Annotated in this window: 21 protein-coding genes; 10 read left to right on the top strand and 11 right to left on the bottom strand. The window is 68.8% G+C overall.

The genetic code is table 11. From position 1 onward, the window contains the following. Positions 1–15 precede the first annotated feature (15 nt). The 5 genes from C5C07_RS08265 to ligA all read right to left on the bottom strand — a co-directional run bounded on the left by C5C07_RS08265 (position 16) and on the right by ligA (position 4205). Positions 16–231, bottom strand: coding sequence for a hypothetical protein (locus tag C5C07_RS08265; protein ID WP_004976868.1), 216 nt, complete (start codon positions 229–231; stop codon positions 16–18). 76 nt (positions 232–307) lie between these two features. After that, positions 308–1141, bottom strand: coding sequence for an alpha/beta fold hydrolase (locus C5C07_RS08260; RefSeq protein ID WP_004976870.1), 834 nt, complete (start codon positions 1139–1141; stop codon positions 308–310). A 75-nt stretch (positions 1142–1216) separates the two neighbouring features. After that, entirely contained in the window at positions 1217–1924 is a 708-nt protein-coding gene (locus C5C07_RS08255; protein ID WP_004976872.1) for an MBL fold metallo-hydrolase, read from the bottom strand. Between the two features lie 101 nt (positions 1925–2025). After that, entirely contained in the window at positions 2026–2376 is a 351-nt protein-coding gene (locus C5C07_RS08250; RefSeq protein WP_004976874.1) for a hypothetical protein, read from the bottom strand. A gap of 71 nt (positions 2377–2447) precedes the next feature. Further along, positions 2448–4205, bottom strand: a complete 1758-nt coding sequence (gene ligA / locus C5C07_RS08245; protein WP_004976876.1) for an ATP-dependent DNA ligase LigA — start codon at positions 4203–4205, stop codon at positions 2448–2450. A gap of 118 nt (positions 4206–4323) precedes the next feature. Here ligA and C5C07_RS08240 point away from each other — a divergent pair, with 118 nt between their 5' ends. Further along, entirely contained in the window at positions 4324–5853 is a 1530-nt protein-coding gene (locus C5C07_RS08240; RefSeq protein WP_115804861.1) for a hypothetical protein, read from the top strand. Positions 5854–5961: 108 nt separating this feature from the next. Then, positions 5962–6339 carry a hypothetical protein gene (locus tag C5C07_RS08235; protein WP_115804860.1) on the top strand — a complete coding sequence of 126 codons (378 nt, stop codon included), beginning with the start codon at positions 5962–5964 and terminating at the stop codon, positions 6337–6339. Between the two features lie 94 nt (positions 6340–6433). On the opposite strand, the gene psmB is transcribed toward C5C07_RS08235, so the two are convergent. Together psmB and C5C07_RS21660 are read right to left on the bottom strand one after the other, a co-directional pair. Further along, positions 6434–7165 carry a proteasome endopeptidase complex subunit beta gene (gene psmB, locus C5C07_RS08230; RefSeq protein ID WP_004976882.1) on the bottom strand — a complete coding sequence of 244 codons (732 nt, stop codon included), beginning with the start codon at positions 7163–7165 and terminating at the stop codon, positions 6434–6436. Between the two features lie 149 nt (positions 7166–7314). Continuing rightward, a complete protein-coding gene (locus tag C5C07_RS21660) occupies positions 7315–7488 on the bottom strand; it encodes a hypothetical protein (RefSeq protein WP_004063248.1) in 174 nt (57 codons plus the stop codon). A gap of 340 nt (positions 7489–7828) precedes the next feature. On the opposite strand from C5C07_RS21660, the gene C5C07_RS08225 reads away from it, so the two are divergent. Both C5C07_RS08225 and C5C07_RS08220 read left to right on the top strand, forming a co-directional pair. Further along, a complete protein-coding gene (locus C5C07_RS08225; protein ID WP_004970698.1) occupies positions 7829–8188 on the top strand; it encodes a DUF555 domain-containing protein in 360 nt (119 codons plus the stop codon). 165 nt (positions 8189–8353) lie between these two features. Beyond that, positions 8354–8893 (top strand): CBS domain-containing protein, encoded by a 540-nt coding sequence (locus C5C07_RS08220; RefSeq protein WP_004976886.1) that lies wholly within the window; start codon positions 8354–8356, stop codon positions 8891–8893. A gap of 90 nt (positions 8894–8983) precedes the next feature. Here the strand turns inward: C5C07_RS08220 and C5C07_RS08215 are convergent, their stop codons facing one another. Both C5C07_RS08215 and purM read right to left on the bottom strand, forming a co-directional pair. After that, entirely contained in the window at positions 8984–10288 is a 1305-nt protein-coding gene (locus C5C07_RS08215) for a cytochrome P450 (RefSeq protein ID WP_081605238.1), read from the bottom strand. A 72-nt stretch (positions 10289–10360) separates the two neighbouring features. Continuing rightward, complete coding sequence (gene purM / locus C5C07_RS08210; RefSeq protein WP_004976889.1) at positions 10361–11335, bottom strand: phosphoribosylformylglycinamidine cyclo-ligase; 975 nt, start codon at positions 11333–11335, stop codon at positions 10361–10363. A 404-nt stretch (positions 11336–11739) separates the two neighbouring features. Here purM and C5C07_RS08205 point away from each other — a divergent pair, with 404 nt between their 5' ends. Beyond that, positions 11740–11976, top strand: a complete 237-nt coding sequence (locus C5C07_RS08205; protein WP_004976891.1) for a hypothetical protein — start codon at positions 11740–11742, stop codon at positions 11974–11976. Positions 11977–12472: 496 nt separating this feature from the next. Here C5C07_RS08205 and C5C07_RS08200 read toward each other — a convergent pair whose 3' ends face one another. Continuing rightward, positions 12473–13096 (bottom strand): hypothetical protein, encoded by a 624-nt coding sequence (locus C5C07_RS08200; protein ID WP_004976894.1) that lies wholly within the window; start codon positions 13094–13096, stop codon positions 12473–12475. Continuing rightward, positions 13093–14772, bottom strand: a complete 1680-nt coding sequence (locus C5C07_RS08195) for a TraB/GumN family protein (protein WP_004976898.1) — start codon at positions 14770–14772, stop codon at positions 13093–13095. Before C5C07_RS08195 ends, C5C07_RS08200 begins: the two co-directional genes overlap by 4 nt. 53 nt (positions 14773–14825) lie before the next feature. Here C5C07_RS08195 and C5C07_RS08190 point away from each other — a divergent pair, with 53 nt between their 5' ends. The 5 genes from C5C07_RS08190 to C5C07_RS08170 all read left to right on the top strand — a co-directional run bounded on the left by C5C07_RS08190 (position 14826) and on the right by C5C07_RS08170 (position 18416). Continuing rightward, the gene (locus C5C07_RS08190) at positions 14826–16154 is read left to right on the top strand and encodes a glycerate kinase (protein ID WP_115804859.1); all 1329 of its coding nucleotides are present in this window, start codon (positions 14826–14828) and stop codon (positions 16152–16154) included. 63 nt (positions 16155–16217) lie between these two features. Next, positions 16218–16838 (top strand): winged helix-turn-helix domain-containing protein, encoded by a 621-nt coding sequence (locus C5C07_RS08185; RefSeq protein ID WP_004976902.1) that lies wholly within the window; start codon positions 16218–16220, stop codon positions 16836–16838. Between the two features lie 81 nt (positions 16839–16919). Continuing rightward, positions 16920–17363: a bifunctional nuclease family protein gene (locus tag C5C07_RS08180; protein ID WP_004976905.1), complete on the top strand. Its 444-nt coding sequence runs from the start codon at positions 16920–16922 to the stop codon at positions 17361–17363. Positions 17364–17423: 60 nt separating this feature from the next. Then, positions 17424–17909 (top strand): acyl-CoA thioesterase, encoded by a 486-nt coding sequence (locus C5C07_RS08175; protein WP_004976908.1) that lies wholly within the window; start codon positions 17424–17426, stop codon positions 17907–17909. Positions 17910–17963: 54 nt separating this feature from the next. Beyond that, complete coding sequence (locus C5C07_RS08170) at positions 17964–18416, top strand: hypothetical protein (protein WP_004976910.1); 453 nt, start codon at positions 17964–17966, stop codon at positions 18414–18416. The last annotated feature ends 108 nt before the right edge of the window (positions 18417–18524 follow it).

Raw genomic sequence — 18524 nt, 5'->3', positions numbered from 1 at the left:
CCGGTCGCCGCTTTTCTAGGTCCCGGACCGATTGAACAGCGCCACGATAGTGTAGCCGCCGTAGAAGCCGAGGGTGTGAATCGTTACTTCGGTCGCGAACTCGGCGGCGGTTCGGACTGCTTGGACGTGGAAGAACAGCGCGTCGGTCGTCACGACGACGAGCGTGACGACGAAACAGACGAGGAGTCGGCGGCCGCTGAAAAGCGGGCTCGACCGGAGGGCGTCGCGCATGGCGGTTCGACGGCCGCCCGGCGTATGAGTCTGGTGCCGCGAGTGGTTTCGGGGTGTTACCCCTCCCGGTGCGAACTCACGGATAGAGCCCGTCGCCGCGGAACCCGTCGAAGTAGCGCCTGACGACGCCGTTCAGCGTTCGCGGCTCGCCGGTCGCGAGGTTGTGACCCGCTCCGGAGAACAGCGCGAGCGTCGCGTCCGCGACGCCGTCTTTGAGTTCTCGAATCCGCGGTTCGGGAAAGAGTCGGTCGGCCTTCCCGGCGGCGACGAGCGTCGGCGCGTCGATGTCGGCGAGTATCTCCCGGGAGTCGTGTTCGAGACAGGCCGTACAGGAGACGACGGCGTCGGCGGGAACGGCGGGCCGAAAGTCGACGACTCGGCCGGCCGCCTCGATGAGCGGCGGGGCGACGGTCGCTTCGAGGCCCGTCGCCGCCTCTCGCTCCGCGTCGGCGGCGACCTCGGCCCACCGTCCCTTGCCCGCCAACGAGCGCCAGCGCGTCACGACGTTCTCGCCGTGGCCGCCGAGTCGGGTCCCGGCGGAGACGACGGCCAGCGAGTCCACGTAGTCGCCGTAGTCGGCGGCGAGATACTGGGCGGCGAGGCCGCCCATCGAGACGCCGATAACGTCGGCCGGCCAGAGGTCCTGTTCGTCGATGACGCCGGCGTAGCCCGCGGCGATGTCGCGCGTGGTCGACCCGACCGGGAGGTGTCGCGGTCGGCCGACCACCCACACGTCGCGGTCGTCGAACTCGCGGAACAGGCCGGCGAGCGCCGCCGCGGTCGCGCGGTTCGGGTCGGTGCGCTGGAAGGCGTCCGAGAGGCCGGGAAGCACCACGAGCGGGTCGGCGTCGGCGTCGCCGAAGCGGTAGTAGGGCCGCCGGCCGCCGAGCATGCCGTAGTCGAGGTCCATACGCGAACGGACGGCCCGGCGCGGCAAAATCGTTCTGTCCGTCTGTCCGTCTGTCCGTCTGTCCGCCTCGCCGTCTCAGACTTGGTCGGGGTCGTCGAGGACGACCGGGATGCCGCGGTTCGCCACGTCGACGACGAAGGCGTCCGGGTCGGTTTCGAGAAGCGGAATCGTGTTGTAGTGAATCGGGAGCACGAGGTCGGGGTCGAGCGTCTCCGCGAGGTCGGCGGCCTCGTGGCGGTCCATCACGACCGAACCGCCGATGTTGGCGAGAAACAGCGAGACCTCGAGGTGTTTGTGGCCTTCGAGCACGTCGGAGTCGCCGGGCCAGAAGACGGTCCGGTCGGCGATCGAGATGTGGTAGCCGCAGCCGAAGCCCTGCGGGTGGACGATATCGCCGTCGCGGAGATGCGGCCCGTCGGGGTCGTTGAACGCCGGGAGCGACCACACGTCGACTTCGCCGACGGTGAGGTGGTCCTCCTCGCCGACGCGGACCGTCTCGTAGGGGAGTTCCTCGACCGGCACCACGTCGCGGTCGATGGTCGCGGCGTCGACCCCCTCGAAGGCGACGACCGTCGCGTCGGCGTCGGCGACCTGCTCGATGGCGTCGGAGTCGTAGTGGTGGTTGTGCGTGACCAAAATCAGGTCGCCGTCGCGGGCGTAGTAGTCGTCGAGGACGCCGTAGCGGCCGGGGTCGAAGTAGACGACGAAGCCGTCGGGCGACTCGATTCTGACGGTCGCGTAGCCGAGCCACGACACGTCGAGGCCGTCGTGTTTGATGGTCATACGCGACACCTCGAACCGAGGGGTAAAAAGCGCGGCTCTCGGGGCGAGGCGGTCGATGCGGACGGAGACGAGTGTCGGGCGGCGGGTGCGCGACCCCCGACTCAGACGAGCGTGTCGCGCAGGACGCCGAACACGACGAGGCTCCACAGGAACAACCCGGCCCCGTAGAACAGGAGGGTGAGGCGGAGCGAGGTGTCCGTCTCCACGGGCGACCACAGCCCCGCGTTCGAGACGACTCTGTTCGTCCCGCCCTTCTCGCCCGCGTGTTCGACGTTACTTGGGCCCATCTGTCCCACGGCCCCGCCGCCGAGTACGACGAGGAGTACGCCGGCTCCCGTCAACCCGAGTATGTACAATCCCGAGTGCGTCGCGAGATACACCGCGCCGACCGTGAGCAGACCGAGGAGGCCGGTGTAGAGGACGACCGGCTTCCAGAGGGCGTCAAGATTCATGGAGGACCACCGTCCGAAGCTGTCGGCACACAGATACTATATCTCTTTGGGCGACCCGCGGCGAGCGCCGGTCACTGCGAGTCGGCCAGTCGCTCGACGCGCTCCAGCGAGTCGGCCGTCTCGGCGGTCTTGTCCTCGCGGACGGTGACGAACCGCGGGAACCGGAGCGCGTAGCCCGAGGAGTACGTCGGCGACGCCTGAATCTCCTCGTAGCCGACCTCGAAGACGACCGAGGGGCGGATGTCGACTTCCTTGCCGGACTCCCGTTCGATTTCGGGTTCGAGGAGGTCGGTCAACTCGACTAACTCCTCGTCCGTGATGCCCGTGGCGACCTTGCCGATGGTCTCGAAGGCGTCGTCGCCGGACTCGGCTTCGACGCGGGCCGAAAGCAGGAACGTCCCGAGGAACTCCGCGCGGCGGCCCTCGCCCCACTCCGCGCCGGTGACGACGAGGTCCAGCGTCTCCACGTCGGGCTTGCGTTTCAGCCAGTTCTTCCCGCGGTCGCCCGGCGAGTAGGGCGCGTCGGGGTTCTTCAGCATGATTCCCTCGTGGCCGGCGTCGAGGGCGTCGGCCTCGTAGGCGGCGATTTCGTCGGCGTCGTCGGTCAGGAGGAGGTCGGAGACGGCCGCCGAGTCGTCGCCGAGGACCGCGGCCAGTCGGTCGTGCCGGTCGGACAGCGGGTCGGTCAGGAGGTCGTCGCCGCCGGCGTGCAGGCAGTCGAACGCCCGGAGTTCGACCCGGACCTCCTCGCGCATCCGGCCCACGTCGTGCTTGCGGCGGAAGCGCCGGAGAATCTCCTGAAACGGGAGGGGCTCGCCGTCGTCGTCCATCGCCACGACCTCGCCGTCGAGGATGACCGACTCGTCGACCGCGTCCGCGACGAACTCGACCACCTCGGGGAGCGCGCCGGTCACGTCCTCCATGTTGCGCGAGAACAGCGAGACCTCGCCGTCGGCGTCGCGGTGGACCTGCACGCGCGCGCCGTCGAACTTGGTCTCGACCGCGGCGGCGTCCCACTCGTCGAGCGCGTCGGCGGCGGTGCCGGCCTGCGCCAGCATCGCCTGTACGGGGCGGCCGACTTCGAGGCGGACCCCGTCGAGGCCGGCTTCGCCCTCGTCGCGGGCGAGTTCGGCGACCATGCCGTAGTCGTTCGACACCTGTAGGGCGCGGGCGACGGCGGCGACGGCCTCGTTCCGGCGGTCGCGGGCGGCGGCTTCGGTCTCCGCGTCGGCGTCGTCGTCGCGGATGGCGGCGGCGTCCGCGGGGTCGACCAAGAACGCCTCCGCGACGGCGTCGCGGACGGCCCCTTCGCCGACGCCGATGCGCATCTCGGAGAGGACGAGCCGTGCGAGGATGCGCGCCTCGTCGGGGTCGGTCCGATTGAACAGGCCGTAGAGCGTCTTGAGCTTCGTTTCTTCGCTCCCCGAGCCGGAAGCGGCCGCGAGCGCCCGGAGTTCTGAATCGACTTCGGCGACGGTTAGGCCGTCTTGACCACCCGAGCCGAAGGCGGCGAGGCCGCGCTGGCCGCCGAAGTCGTAGCTCGCGGCGACCGCGCCGATTTCGCCGCGGTCGGCGAGGCGGTCTTCCACGTCGTCGGCCGAGACGTTCGGGCCGGCGGCGCGGGCGATGGCCTCGTGGCAGAGCCGCGGGCCGATGTCGAGCGTGGTCGAGTCCCACGCCGGGAAGACGCGGCCTTGGACGAACCGGGCGACCGTCGGGAGGTCGTCGCCGGCGTCCGAAAAGAGGTCGGAGAGGAGCGAGACGACCGCGAGGTCCGCTGGCTCGGCTTCTATCTCGGCGGCGCGGGCGGCGAACTCGGCGAACTGCATCGTCCGTGGGTATCGCCGCGCGGGGCAAAAGCGTCTCGACAGTCGTCGGGGATGTGATTCGCTGCCGAACGACCGCGGTGCCGGGAAGTTGAAGGCGTTCGACGCCGGAACGCCGGGTATGAGCGACGACCTCGCAGAGCGCGTCGAAGACGTGCTCGCGGTCGACGCGGCCGAGTTCGAAGCGCAAGCGAAAGCCGACGCCGAGGTACTCAAGCGCGAACTGCGCGAGGGGACCTTCGACAACCACCAGTCCATCGTCGGCTTGGAGTACGAGTTCTACGCCGTCTCCGACGGTCGCTGGTCCGCGAGCGAAGACGACGTGCACGCGCTCATGCGGGTCCCGCGCCGGCTGCTCGGGCTCATGGGCTTCGAGAAGGAACTCGGGCTCCACAACGCCGAGATGACCACGAGCCCCCAGCCGCTGAACCCCCACGGGCTCCGCGCGCAGGAGTCCGAGGTCCGCGCCCGACTCGACGCCGCGCTCGACTGCGCCGCCGCCGAGGGGATGCGCCTCGTCTCCGACGGGATGTGGAGCATCCCGCCAGCCGGCGAGAGCGCCCGCGAGTACCTGACAGACTCCGTCACCGACGGTGGCGTCCGCCTCGCGACGAACATGAGCAACTCCGTGCGGTACCACGCGATGGCCAACGGGCCGACCGCCCCGGAGTCGTTCACGCTCGACGCGCCGCACGTCTCGCTCGAAGCGGACACCGTGATGCCCGAGGCGCTCATCACGTCTATCCAGCCGCACTATCAGGTCCCGCACGCGGCCGACCTGCCGTACCACTTCAACTACGCGCTGCGGGTCGCCGGGCCGCTTCTCGCGCTCGGCGTCAACTCGCCGTTTTTCCCCGCCGACCTCTACGACGAGGGCGTGACGGCCGACGAGATTCTCGCCGACGGCTGGGACGAAAACCGCATCGCGGTGTTCGAGTCGGTGCTCAACTCCGGCGACCACGAGAAGGTCGCCTTCCCCGGCGACCTCGACACCGTCGAAGACGCCGTCGACCGCGTCGTCGAGGACTCCACGATGGTTCCCATGTCGGTCGAACGCGGCGACCGCTTCGACGACGACTTCGCCACGCTCCGCCGTAAACACGGCACCTACTGGCGGTGGGTCCGTCCGGTGTTCGACGGCGCGTCCCGCTCGTCGGCCAACGCACGCATCGAGTTCCGCCCCATCGCGGGCCAGCCAACCGTCCGCGACTCCGTGGCGTTCCAGGCCGCCTTCGCGGGACTCATGGAGCGACTCCCCCGACTGGACCACCCCGTCATCGACCTCGACTGGGAGACCGCGGAGGAGAACTTCTACACCGCGATGCGCGAGGGCCCCCACGGCGACCTGCGCTGGATAGACGTCGACGGCGACGACGTGACCGGCGCGGACCTCTACGAGGACCTGCTCGTCCACGCCCGCGACGGGCTTCGGCTCGCGGGCTGTTCCGAGGAGGAGGCCAACTACTACCTCGAACCCCTTCGCAAGCGCGTCGAGACGGGCGTCACGCCGGCCGACTGGAAGCGCGCTCGCGTCCGCGACGCCCTCGACGACGCCGACGACTTCGAGACGGCGCTCCGCGAGATGCAACGCGAGTACGTCGAGCGCCAGTCCGACTCGCTGCTCGAAGGCGCGTTCGCCGACTGGTTCTGAGCCGGCGGGCGCACTCGGCTCCGCGCGCCTCGACGACGGCGGGGCGGTCTCGGCTTCACGCACTTTTGTCGGAGAAATAACTATTATCGCGCCGCTCGAACGCCGCGTATGGTCTCCCGCCGGACGAAAGCCGTCGCCGAATTCGGTCTCGCGCTTCTCACCGCGCTCTGGATGGTGTCGATGCGCCGTCTGCTCCGCTCCAGCGACGACGAGTCGTACGAGCCGACGCCGCTCTCGCCGGGCGGACTCGCCGTCGGCGGGGTGTGGGGAGCCGGGCAGGTGTGGGCGTACGACCGCGATAGCTGGAAGGTTCGCACACGCCGACGTCGCGCGCTGGTCGTCAGCTTCCTCGGTATCGCGGTCGAGCGCCGACTGCTCCCCCGAACCGAGTCGTTCCGGTACAGCCTCGGACTCGGGCGCGTTCTCGGCGTGCTCGGCTACCGGGCGTGGTACGGGCTCCTGCGGCCGCTTCCGGGCGACGAGTGAGCGGATTCTCCGCGGGGGTTCGGTCGCGGGAGTCCGACCAGTCCAGCCGGTCGCGACTCGTTAAAACGAAGAGAAACCGCCGACTGCGGGCGACTTATTCGAGGCCTTCGAAGTTCTGGTGGCGCTGGATGTCGACGCCGTCCTCGGTGACGACGGCGATGTTGATGCCGTTACCCGAGGCGAGGTCGCGCTCGACCGCCGAGCGGATGGCCTTCGTGGCGACCTGCTTCGCCTCGTCGATGCTGAGGCCGTCTTCGAACTCCTGTTCGAGCACACCGAGGGCGTACTGGCTGCCGGAGCCGGTGACGGTGTACTCCTCTTCGAGGATGGAGCCGGCGGGGTCGATGCTGTAGATGTGGGGGCCGGTCTCGTCGACGCCGCCGAGGATGGGCTGGACGACGTAGAACCCGCCCGAGCGGAGGAAGTTGCCGACGAGCGTCGACAGCGCCTGCATGCTCATGTCCTCGCCGCGGCGGGCCTCGTAGAGGCGGACCTCCGCGCGGAGGGAGCTGATGAGCGACTGGGCGGCCGAGACGGAGCCGGCGATGGTCAGCGCGCCCGTCGGGTGAATCTCTTCGACCTTCTGGACGTCCTTCGAGGAGACCATGTAGCCCATGCTCGCGCGCATGTCGGTCGCGAGGACGACGCCGTCTTCGGTCTTGATACCGACGGTAGTCGTTCCGGTCTTCGTCTCCTTGTCTCCGAGCGAGTCGGCGCGACGCTCGGCGTGTGGGAACTCGCCGAGCTCGGGACCGAACACGTTCGAGCGGTCGCCGTTCAGCGAGTCGAGACGGCCGGAGAACTCGTCGTGAGTCGGGGTACGCATTGTCAGCGATTGCACTTCGGCGCTGATAAATGCAACCCTTCACCTCGCCGTTGCCGGTGCCAAAGCGTCAGACGCGCGTCGGCGGCGGCCGCGCGGTGCGGTCGCTCGCGGGAAGTACCGTCGGGAGGAGGGAGGGCGCGCGAGTCGGCTTAGCGAGCCGCGGCGCGTTCGTAGGCGGTTCCGGTCGTTTCCACGAGCCGGCGAATCGGGAGGGTCACACCCATCCGGCGAGCGGCGAGCGCGACGGGGAGCAGCGCGATGCCCATCGCGACCGATAGCTGGTAGGCGGCGAACAGGACGTACTTCGTTAGGCGGGGTATCATCACCGTGTCCTCAGTCGAGGCTCGGGAGGTGTCGGTATATAAATCTTCTCTCAGCCGGCCGCGTGATACCCCGACGCTGTCTATCGATTAAAGTACACTTGTCTCTACACCAACTAGACCGACTATTCGGCGTGAGACGCGCGTGACCCGCGGAGCGCTTTTCCATAAGTTATAGCGATAATCCCCGTGGCATGCGCGGGTCGTGCGCGCTCCGGTCGGTGGACGGGAGTGTCGTGGATCCGGACGCGTCGCGGTCGGTTCGCGGCCCGGGTGTGTGAATCCCACGCGCCCCGGCGCTCGAACCACAAGACACGAAACCCCACCGGCGCGTAACGTGTGTATGAGCAACTATCTCGTCGCGATGGAGGCGGCCTGGTTGGTCCGGGACGTAGAAGACATCGACGACGCCATCGGCGTCGCGGTCAGCGAGGCCGGCAAGCGACTCAACCAGAAGGACAAGGAGTACGTCGAGGTCGAAGTCGGCGCGACGCCCTGTCCCGCCTGTGGCGAACCGTTCGACTCCGCGTTCATCGCGGCCAACACCGCCCTCGTCGGCCTGCTCCTCGAAATCAAGATTTTCAACGCGGACGGCGAGAAGCACGCCTCCCGCATCGCCAAAAGCGAGGTCGGCGGCGCGCTCCGCGACGTCCCCCTCGACGTCATCGACATCCGCGAGTTCGACTCCGACGAAGACCAGTAACCCCGCGCCGTCGCGCCCGGCCGCGTCGGGTCGTGCCAAACCGCACCGACCGGTGTACTTGGGGCGACCGCCCGACACGAGCGAGCGATTTTCGCGGCGCCTGCGAACCCCTGCCCCGATGAGCGACCGGAACACTTTTTCATAACTACGGGTTATCACTCCGGCATGGAACTCCCCACGCCGCAGGACCTCAGGGAACGGCGGAACTCCCTGGAGTTGACGCAGAGCAAACTCGCCGACATGGCCGGGGTCTCCCAGCCGCTCATCGCCCGCATCGAAGGCGGCGACGTCGACCCGCGCCTCTCGACGCTCCGGCGCATCGTCGAGGCGCTGGACGAGGCCGAGGGTCGCATCGTGCGCGCGGAGGACATCATGAACACGACCGTCCGGAGCGTCGCTCCCGACAACTCAGTCCGCGAGGCGCGCGATATCATGCTCGACGCCGGGTTCTCCCAACTGCCAGTCATCGAGAACGGCCGCCCGCTCGGCATCATCTCGAACGCCGACATCCGCCACGTCCAGGAGGACGACGTGACCGACCGCCCGGTCAACGAGGTCATGTCCGAGGGCGTCACGACCGTCGAACCCGAGACGACGCTGGACGAAATCGGCGTCTACCTCGACCACAACTCGGCTATCATCGTCGTCGAGGGCGGCGAGACGGTCGGCATCATCACCGAGGCCGACATCGCGGCCCACATCTGAGGTCGAGTCCGGCGACCGGCGAGACGCCGGAGGCGGTCCGCCGTCCGAAACTGCGAAACTGCGAAACACCGGCACTCCCACGGGACAGACTCAGCGCCGACGGACGACGAGCGGCGTTTCGCCCTTCGGTTGGGTCGTCATCTCGGGCGTGATTTCTAACTCTCCGTCGCCGCCCCAGCCGAGGTCGAAGTCGCGGAGGACGGTCGCGAGCACGATTTTCGCCTCCGTGAGCGCGAACGCCCGCCCGAGACAGCTCCGCGGCCCGGCCCCGAAGGGGAGGTAGGCGTAGGCGGGGCGGTCGGTCTCTCCGTCCCAGCGCTCGGGTCGGAACGCGAGCGGGTCGTCGTACCACCGGTCGTCGCGGTGGATGCGGATGACAGAGAGGTGGATGTCCGCGCCCGCCGGAACGGCCCGGTCGCCGGTCGGAAACGGCTTCGCCGTCTCCCGCGGGAGCGTGTGAACCGGCGGGTAGAGCCTGAGCGTCTCCTTGATGACGCGTTCGAGCACCGGGAGTTCCCCGGTCGCCTCGGCGGTCACGGGGCCGTCGCCGACGACGCGGTCGACCTCGTCGGCGGCGCGCTCGCGGACATCGGGGTGCGTCGCGAGCAGGTACAGCGCGTAGGTGAGCGCGAGCGCCGTCGTCTCGTGGCCGGCGAAAATCAGGCCCACGAGCTGGTTCTCCAGCGACTCGACGGTCGCCGGGTAGTCGGCGTCGGTCCCGAGCGCGTCGGCGAGTCGGCGCGTCAGGCTCTCCTCGTCGGCGGTCTCGACCAGCGTTCTGACCTCCTCGCGGAGGACTCGGTCGGCCCGGTCGAACCGACACCTGCTCGGCGTCGGGACCCACGACGGCAACACCCACGAGGCGGGCGCGAAGCGGCCGTTGAGGCCGTCGGCGGCCGAGCGAACTCGGCGGTCGCCGTCGAGGTCGAGTTCCCGCCCGAGGATGGTGGCGAAGATGATGTCCAGTGTGACGGACTTCATCTCGGCTTCGAGCGACAGCGTCCCCGAGTCGGGCCACGTCCACAGGCGGCGCTCGACCTGCCGGCGCATCACGGACGCGTACTCGTCGACCCGCTCCCAGCGGAAGAACGGCTCTAGCTCGTCGCGCTGTCGCCGCCACTCGTCCCCCTCGGCGGCGATGACGGCGTCGCCGAAGGCGGCCTCGAACTCGCCGCCCTTGACGATGGTATCGCGGTCGGTCACGAACGCCCGCTCGAAGTGGTCGGGGTGGGCGAGGACGTACAGGTCGCCCATACCGACCACGTCGAGTCCGACCGCGTCCTCGACGCCGTGGTCCGCGAGGAGGTCGGCGACGAAGCCGAACGGGTCGGCCGCGAAGCCGACGGTGTGGCCCACGAGCGGGAGGCCGTTCGGTGTCGGTGGCGGTGAAGTCACACCTCCACTATGGCGAACATCGATAAAATAGTGCTTCTAATCGAACAGTTCGATTTGGCAAGCTATCCGCGCTCAGAGGTCGAGGCCGCGAATCGAGACGCCGTCGCCCGCTTCGACGCGGCCGATGACGCGGCCGTCGGTCGCCTCGACCAGCGCCTCGGCGTTCGCCTCGGGGACGGCCGCGACGAAGCCGGTGCCCATGTTGAACGTCGTGTGCATCTCCTCGTCGGAGACGCCGCCGCGCTCCTGGACGAACTCGAACACCGGCTGGGGGTCGAAGGCGTCGTCGACGACGTAGCGGAACTCGCCCATGCGTTCGAGGTTGGTCCAGCCGCCGCCGGTGACGTGGGCCGCGGCGTTGGTCTCGGCGGCGCGCAGGTCGTCCAGCAGGTAGGTGTAGAGCCGCGTCGGTTCGAGGAGCGCCTCGCCGACGGTGTCGTAGTCGTCGCCGTCCCACGCGTCGTCGTAGTCGCCGTCGGCCGTGGCGGCCTTGCGGGCGAGCGTGAGTCCGTTCGAGTGGATACCCGACGACGGGAAGCCGACGAGCGCGTCGCCCTCCTCGGCCTCCCCGGGGAAGATAGCGTCCTTCTTCGCCAGTCCGGCGCAGGTGCCCGCGAGGTCGAGACCGTTGATGACCTCGGGCATGACCGCCGTCTCGCCGCCGACGAGTTCGATGTCCGCCTCCTCGGCACCCGCGGCGAGGCCCTGTCCGACCTGCTCGGCGAACGTCTCGTCGGGCGCGTCGACCGCGAGGTAGTCCACGAACGCGACGGGCCGGACGCCGGCCGCGACGAGGTCGTTGGCGTTCATGGCGATGCAGTCGATGCCGACCGTCGAGTAGTCGCCGAGCGCCTCGGCGACGAGCAGTTTGGTGCCGACGCCGTCGGTGGCGAGCCCGAGGTAGCGGTCGCCGATGTCGAGCAGGCCGGCGTAGTCGCCCGACCCGCCGCCGACCTGCGCGACGAGCGCGGCGGTCGCGGCCTCGCTCGCCTCGATGTCGACGCCCGCGTCGGCGTAGGTCATCCCTTCGGAGTCGTCGTTCGTCATGTTCGTGTACGAGATAGGCCGAAATATAAAATCACAGGGTACGAATCATACACGTTCTCGCATAAGTGAGCGTTCGCCGCCGGTCGGTCGTCGGTCGTACCGGGGGTCGCTCCTCCGGTTGTTCACATCCTGCCGGTCGCGCGCACGCTCTGACGACCCCGCTACGACCCTCCTAATCGACGGCTCTCCGAGCCGATTGTGTTGAATAATCTATAACTTTTGCAATATTTGCGAAAAAGCACCAGAGGACAGTATAAAATTTCTCGGCGCTTCTAGTGCCTTCATAAAACGTTACGAAAGAAGAATGTTCGCCCTAAGCCGGGTCTGAACAGTCGAAAAAGAAGCGAATTCACGGTAACGCTCGACCCCTTATATGATGGTCCCCGTCGTATGCAGGAGTGACGATGTCCGGAATCCCCTCCACGACCGACTCGATCGCGCTCGACTTCGCATCGACCATCGGCCGCCTCGCGTACGCCCCCCTCGAGACCGTCGCGTTCTGGTCGGCAGTCGCGCTGCCCCTCGCGTACCTGCCCGTCCTCAGCGGCGGTCTCTCAGCCGGCGAACTCCCCCTCTTCGCCGGGCTCATCGCCGTCCACGCCGTCGCGCTCGTTCTCGGGCGCGACCACGGCCAGCAGTAACCGCGACCCCGACGCGTACGACCAACCCGGATTCGTCTCGGTTCCCCGCCGACGCTTTCCCCTCCCCACGGCGCGCGTCAGCACCCCCTGCCCGACCGCGAACCGCCCGCAAACCAGCCCACCTGACACTGGCCCAACCCAACCCAGCCCAACCTGACTCCGACGCCGACTCCAACTCCAACTCCAACCTCGACGGCCCGACCTGTTCCCGTCGCACTCGCGCGGTCCCCTCTTCTCTCCGTTCGTTCCCGCAGACCCCGTCCCCCGCCGGGTCGTTCCCCCTCGTCTGTTTCATCCGTTGAACCCGTACGCCTCGGCAGTTCCTTCCGGTCTCCCGCTTTCGCCGCTTCGGTGAACCGGGGCCGCCGCCGCGTGAGGCCGCAGCTATCGGTTGTCGCTTCGGGGACGTGGCGGAGAAGTCGAAGCCGGATGGACCAGCAACCGAATTTCGGAGCCGTGCCGAATCTCGGAACCGCCCCGAATCCCCGTCAGTGGGTCAGAACCCGACGAACAGGAACAGACCGACCGTGAGGAGAACCGACAGGACGAGCACGCCGGCGAATGCCGGTGTGCTCCACGCCTTGACCGTCTTGCCGTCGAGCGACCCGAAGGGAAGCATGTTGAACGCCGCGAGGAAGGCGTTGATGATGAGCCCGCGAGAGCCGACGAGTTGGACCACGTCGGAGCCGACGAGGACGCCGACGACGAGCACCGGCGCGAAGGCGACGAGGAGCAGCAGGTTCGTCACCGGGCCCGCGAGGGCGATGAGGCCGTGTTCGCGCTCGGTGAGCACGCCGCGGTGGTAGACCGCTCCGGGCGCGGCGAAGATGAACCCGACGAGCGCGCTCATGATGGCGACTGCGAGCATGCCGTAGTCGGCGCGGAACTCGGCGACCTGATTGAACCTGACGGCGACGACCTTGTGTGCGACCTCGTGGAGGAGGAAGCCCACGCCGGCCGTCAGCAGGCTCACGACGAGCGCGAGGCCGAACGACCCGCTCGTCAGCAGTTGGATGGTTCGGTTGCCGCCGCCGGCGAAGAAGATGGCGAAGGCGAGGCCGAGTGCGACCCACGCGACGAGCAGGTCGCGGAGTTCGCGCGAGGAAAAGGAGACGTTCACGTCAGGGACCTCCAGATGAGGTCGGCGCTGTTACGCGCGCCCTCGAACATCAGGTTCGCCACGCCCGCGACGCCGCCGAGGTCGGAGGCGATGACGGGGATGACGTAGGTGACGAAGAGGAAGCTCGCGATGATGCTCCCGATGTTCGTCATGGCGACGACCATGATGAGCTTGAACAGCGGCACGTCGAACATCTGGCCGACGAGTTCGACGATGGGCGTCTCCTCGTCGGAGAGCAGTTCGTTCAGTTTGCCGATGTCGCCGACGTTGACCGGCGTGTGTCGGAGTTCGACGTAGCCGGTGAACCAGCCGGGCGCGAGAAGCGGGTTGATGGAGGTCATCCACGCGACGAGGCCGCCGACGAGGGCGGAGGTCCACCGCGCACCGGCGACCTTGGCGAGCGCGGCGGCGAACACGCCGTTGATGAGGAACCACGCGCCGAAGATGGTCAAGAGCCGCTCGTTGCCGACGCCGGCCATCGCCAGGAGGACGAAGAAGGCGATGAACACGGCGGTGACGCCGAAGCCGAGCAGTTTCCCCCACGGGAAGCCGTCTTTCTCCGCGACGCCGACGAGCGACTCCATCGGCGGGAGCGTCTCGGGGTGTGCGAGGTAGTTCTCGATGCCCTCGCGGTGGCCCGCGCCGACGATGGCGACGACGTGCCGACCGGACTGCCGGAGCGCGACGAGTTGGTGGGCGATGTAGGCGTCGCGCTCGTCGATGAGCGCCTCCGCGCCGCCGGGGCTGAACCGACGGAACTCCTCCATCATCGCCGAGACCACGTCGCCGTCGGTCAGTTCGGCCATGTCGAACTCCTCGTAGTCGGCGTCGCCCTCGGCGGGCACGAACAGGCCGAAGGCGTTCAGGACCGCGCCGGCGGTGACGCCCACGACGACGCCCGCGAGGACGCCGATGACGAGGCTCCCGACGATGGCGGTGCCGAGGCTCCCGAGGATTCCGGAGACGAGGCCGGTGCCGAGTCCGAGGCCGAAGCCGGCGACGATACCGATTGCCGCGCCGCCGCCGAGCCCCGCGAGAACCGCGTCGTCGCCGTCGAGGGAGAACGAGGCGGCGGTGTAGAGCAGGTACGCGGACGCGGCCCCGAGGACCGCGGCGGTCGCGGTGCGCGTCAACAGGAGGTCGGTGACGCCGACCGCGCCCCCGAACAGGCCGACGAGCGGCCCGAGGAAGACGCCGACGGCGATGCCCAACACCGCGCCGACCCCGCGGGCGTCGGCGACGCCGAACAGGAGGTCACCGGCCATGCGCACCTTTTCGAGCGTGCCCATCCGCCGCCAGAAGCGCTGGATGGTGACTTGGATGTCGCGGTCGACGAGCGCCACGTCGAGGCCCTCGTCTTCGGCGGTCTCGACCGCCGCGAGCATGTCCGCGCCGGGCTTTACGTCGAACTTGTCTCCCATCCGCGACTGGACGTACGAGAGCATCCAGTAGGCGATAAACTGGAAGACGGTGTTGCCGCGAAGCAGGTCGCGCGCTTCGATGTCGTCGGGCGTTCCGCCCTTCATCTGCCGGTAGCGACCCTCGTCGAGTTCGACCGCGACGACGTCGGGACGCTCTTCCCTGACGGTCTCTTCGACCTCTCTGACGCTGTCGGCCGAGACGTGGGCCGTGCCGACGACGCGGACGTGACCCTCGCCGGGCGACGAATCGTTCATCGCCGGGTTTACCGCCCCACGGTTTTTATCCGTGTCGGCATCTCCCACGAACTATGCAGGATTTCGACGCGCACACCCCGACGCCCGCCCACGAGACGGCCATCGACTGCCTGCAGGCCGGCGTCGAGGCCGTCCTCCCCGACCGCGTCGTCCGCGAGTCGGTGTCGCTCGACGGCGACACCCTGACCGTCGCGGACGAGACCTACGACCTGACCGCCTACGACCGCATCCTCGTCGTCGGCGGGGGCAAAGCCGGCGACGGCGTCGCCGACGCCCTCGAAGCCGTCCTCGGCGACCGCATCGACGATGGTGTCGTCGTGACGCCCGACCCGACGCCGAGCCCCGACGGGCGCATCGAGCGACTCCCCGGCGACCACCCGGTCCCCTCCGCGCGCGGCGTCGAGAGCACCCGGCGGCTCGTTGACCTCATCTCCGACCTCGACGACCGCACGCTCGTCCTCGCCGCCATCACGGGCGGTGCGAGCGCGGTTCTCCCGTCACCCGCCGAGGGCATCTCGCTCGCCGAGTTGCAGGAGACGACCGACAGGCTGCTCGAAAGCGGCGCGGAGATTCACGACCTCAACGCGGTTAGAAAGCACGTTTCGACGCTGAAAGGCGGCGGCCTCGCACGGCTCGCCGCCCCCGCGACGGTCGTCGGCCTCGTCCTCTCGGACGTGGTCGGAAACGACCTCGGCGTCATCGCCTCCGGCCCGACCGCGCCCGACGAGACGACCTACGACGACGCCCTCGACGTGCTGGACCGCTTCGACCTCGACGTGCCGAAATCGGTCCGCACGCGCCTCGCCCGCGGCTCCGCCGGCGACATCCCGGAGACGCCGAAACCCGGCGACTCGGTGTTCGGCCGGGTGACGAACCACGTTCTCGCGGACACGTTCACCGCGCTCGACGCCGCCCGCGAGGTGGCTGCGGACCGCGGTTACGACCCGCTCGTCCTCTCCTCTCGCGTGCGCGGCGAGGCGCGCGAGGCCGCGAAGACCCACGTCGCCGTCGCGGAGGAGTCGCTCGCGACCGGGAACCCGATTTCCGCGCCCGCCGTGGTCCTCTCGGGCGGCGAGTGTACCGTGACGGTCCGCGGGGACGGCGACGGCGGGCCGAACCTCGAATTCTGCCTCGCGGCCGCCGCCGAACTCCCCGAGGAGACCGTCCTCGCCAGCATCGACAGCGACGGGAAAGACGGCGGGACGGAGGTCGCGGGCGCGGTCGTGGACTCGTCGACCGTCGACGCCGGGGACGCCCACGACGCGCTGGCGAGAAACGACGCGCTCCCGGTGCTTCGGGAGGCCGGCGCGCTCGTCGAGTCCGGCGCGACGGGGACGAACGTCAACGACCTGCGCGTCGTCGTGGTCGGCGAGGGCGTCTGAGCGCCGACAGTTCCGCGGGCGACGGACAACAGGTTTGTATCCTCCGGCGGAGTACTCACCCCCATGGCCGGTTTGTTGCCCTCCACTCCCGACACCTCCGCCGCGGACGAATCCTCCCCGCGGGTCATCGGACTCGACGACGACGAGGCGTCGGACCTCCTCTCGGCGCTCTCGTCGGAGACGGCCCGCCGCGTGCTCGCCGCGCTCCACGACAAGCCGACGAACGCCGCGGACCTCGCGGAACGCGTCGACACGTCGCTTCAGAACGTCCAGTACCACCTCCGAAAGCTCGACGACGCGGGCCTCGTCGAGGTGGTCGACACCGTCTACTCCGAGAAGGGCCGCGAGATGAAGGTGTACGCGCCCGCCGACAGGCCGCTGGTCGTCGTCGCCGCCGGCGAGGAGACGCGGACGGGGCTGGCGTCCATGCTGACGAGCCTGCTCGGCGGCGTCGCCGTCTTGGGCCTGCTCTCGGCGTTCGTCCAGTGGGTCGCGTCGCGGGGCCTCGGCGTTCTCGGCGGTGCCGGCGGTGCCGCGGAGTCCGCCGACGCCGGGACGGTCTCGACGATGGCCGCGGAGGCCGCGCCCGCGGCGGCGCAGGGAATCCCGCCGGGGCTCGCCTTCTTCGCCGGCGGCCTCGCCATCCTGCTCGTCATCGCGGCCGTTCAGTTCGCCCGACGCTGAGCGCTCACGGGGAGCGACGGCGACCGGGTCGGCGACTCGTTCTGGGGTAACTATTCGTACTCCGGCCAACTACAGCATAGCATGAAACACCGTGCCGTGGTCCGCGGTATCGGGGTCGGCGTCGGCGAAGACGGCTCGAACGTGCCGGCGGTGGTCCTCGAAGCGCGCGACGAGTTCCTGCCCATCGTCATCACGTCGGACCAGGCTCAGGCCATCCAGCTCGGGCTCTCCGGCGAGCAGTTCGAGCGCCCGCTGACCCACGACCTCCTGGTCGAGATGGTGACCGAGTTCGGCGGGGCCATCGACAGCATCCGCATCGACGACCTCTCGAACGGCACGTTCCTCGCCAAGGTCGACGCCGAGCGGTACCACGACGGCGAGGCGCGGACGTTCGTCTTCGACGCCCGCCCGAGCGACGCCATCGCCCTCGCCATCCGCGTGGACTGTCCGATTCTCATCTCCGACGAGGTGCTCGACGCCGCCGGGCAGTCGCCCGAGGCGTTCGACGCCGACTTCGAGGAGTGAACCGGGGCCGTCGCCGCCGCGCCCCACGATTTCAAGCCCCCTCGGCGCGACCCTGCTCGCATGAGCGAATCCACCGCGACGCTCGACGAGTCGCGCACCGAGATGACCGAACTCCTCCTGCCGAACGACACCAACAACCTCGGGCGAGCCCTCGGTGGGGCGGTCCTCCACTGGATGGACATCTGCGGGGCCATCGCGGCGATGCGCTTTTCGAACCGCCAGTGCGTCACCGCGTCGATGGACCACGTCGACTTCATCAGCCCCATCGACCTCGGCGAAGTCGCCGTGATGGAGGCGTACGTGTTCAACGTCGGCCGAACCAGCGTGGACGTGAAAGTCGACGTGCACGCCGAGAACCCGAAGACCGACGAACTCCGCAAGACGACCACGTCGTTCCTGACGTTCGTCGCGCTCGACGACGACGGGAAGCCGACGCCGGTCCCCCGACTCGTCTGCGAGACCGACGAGGAAGCGGAACTCCGCGCCGAGGCGGTCGCCGCCCGCGCCGAACAGCTCGAATCCGTCATCGAGCGCATGGAGAACTGAGGAAACTGGCGTCAGCGCCGAACCCTTTTCCCGGACGGCGACCGACTGGCGACCATGCTCGACGTTCCCGTTCCGGACCCGCCGTCGCTCCCGACCGTCGACCCGAACCAGTACGACGACGCGCAGGTGGCGGCCGACGCCGACTTCAAGCGCGCCGAGTTGGAGGACTTCCTCGAAGCCGGCGCGTGGGCCGACGCCTTCGAGGCGTGGGCCGCGGAGACGCCCGTCACCGAGGCGCAGTGGGAAATCGTCCTCGACCTCGACCTCCTCTCCCACTTCGACTTCTTCTGGGACGACTTCGCCGACCGCGTCGGCTACCACGCGCCGGGCATCCCCGAGGACTGGAAGGAGCGCGAACTCCACCCCGAACTGACCTCGTGGGGCGAGGTGTCGTCTATCAACGCCGGCCTCACCGAACTCGGACAGGACGTGTGCGACGTGCTCAAAGACGACTACATCGACTGGGAGTCCGAGTACGAAGCGCCCGACGACCTGCCCGACTTCTGAGGCCGGTCTCCCCTCCCTTCGTTGGCTTCCGTGCGGACTCCGACGCCGCTTGGAACCCGGTTCCGAACATTCACAAAATAATGACGTTATATGTTGACATTCACGTAG

This window comes from Haloferax sp. Atlit-4N (genome assembly GCF_003383025.1).
GTDB classification, from domain to species: Archaea; Halobacteriota; Halobacteria; order Halobacteriales; family Haloferacaceae; genus Haloferax; species Haloferax gibbonsii.
The sequence above is the reverse complement of the archived record's forward strand: the minus strand, read 5'-3'. Positions and strand labels throughout refer to the sequence as shown.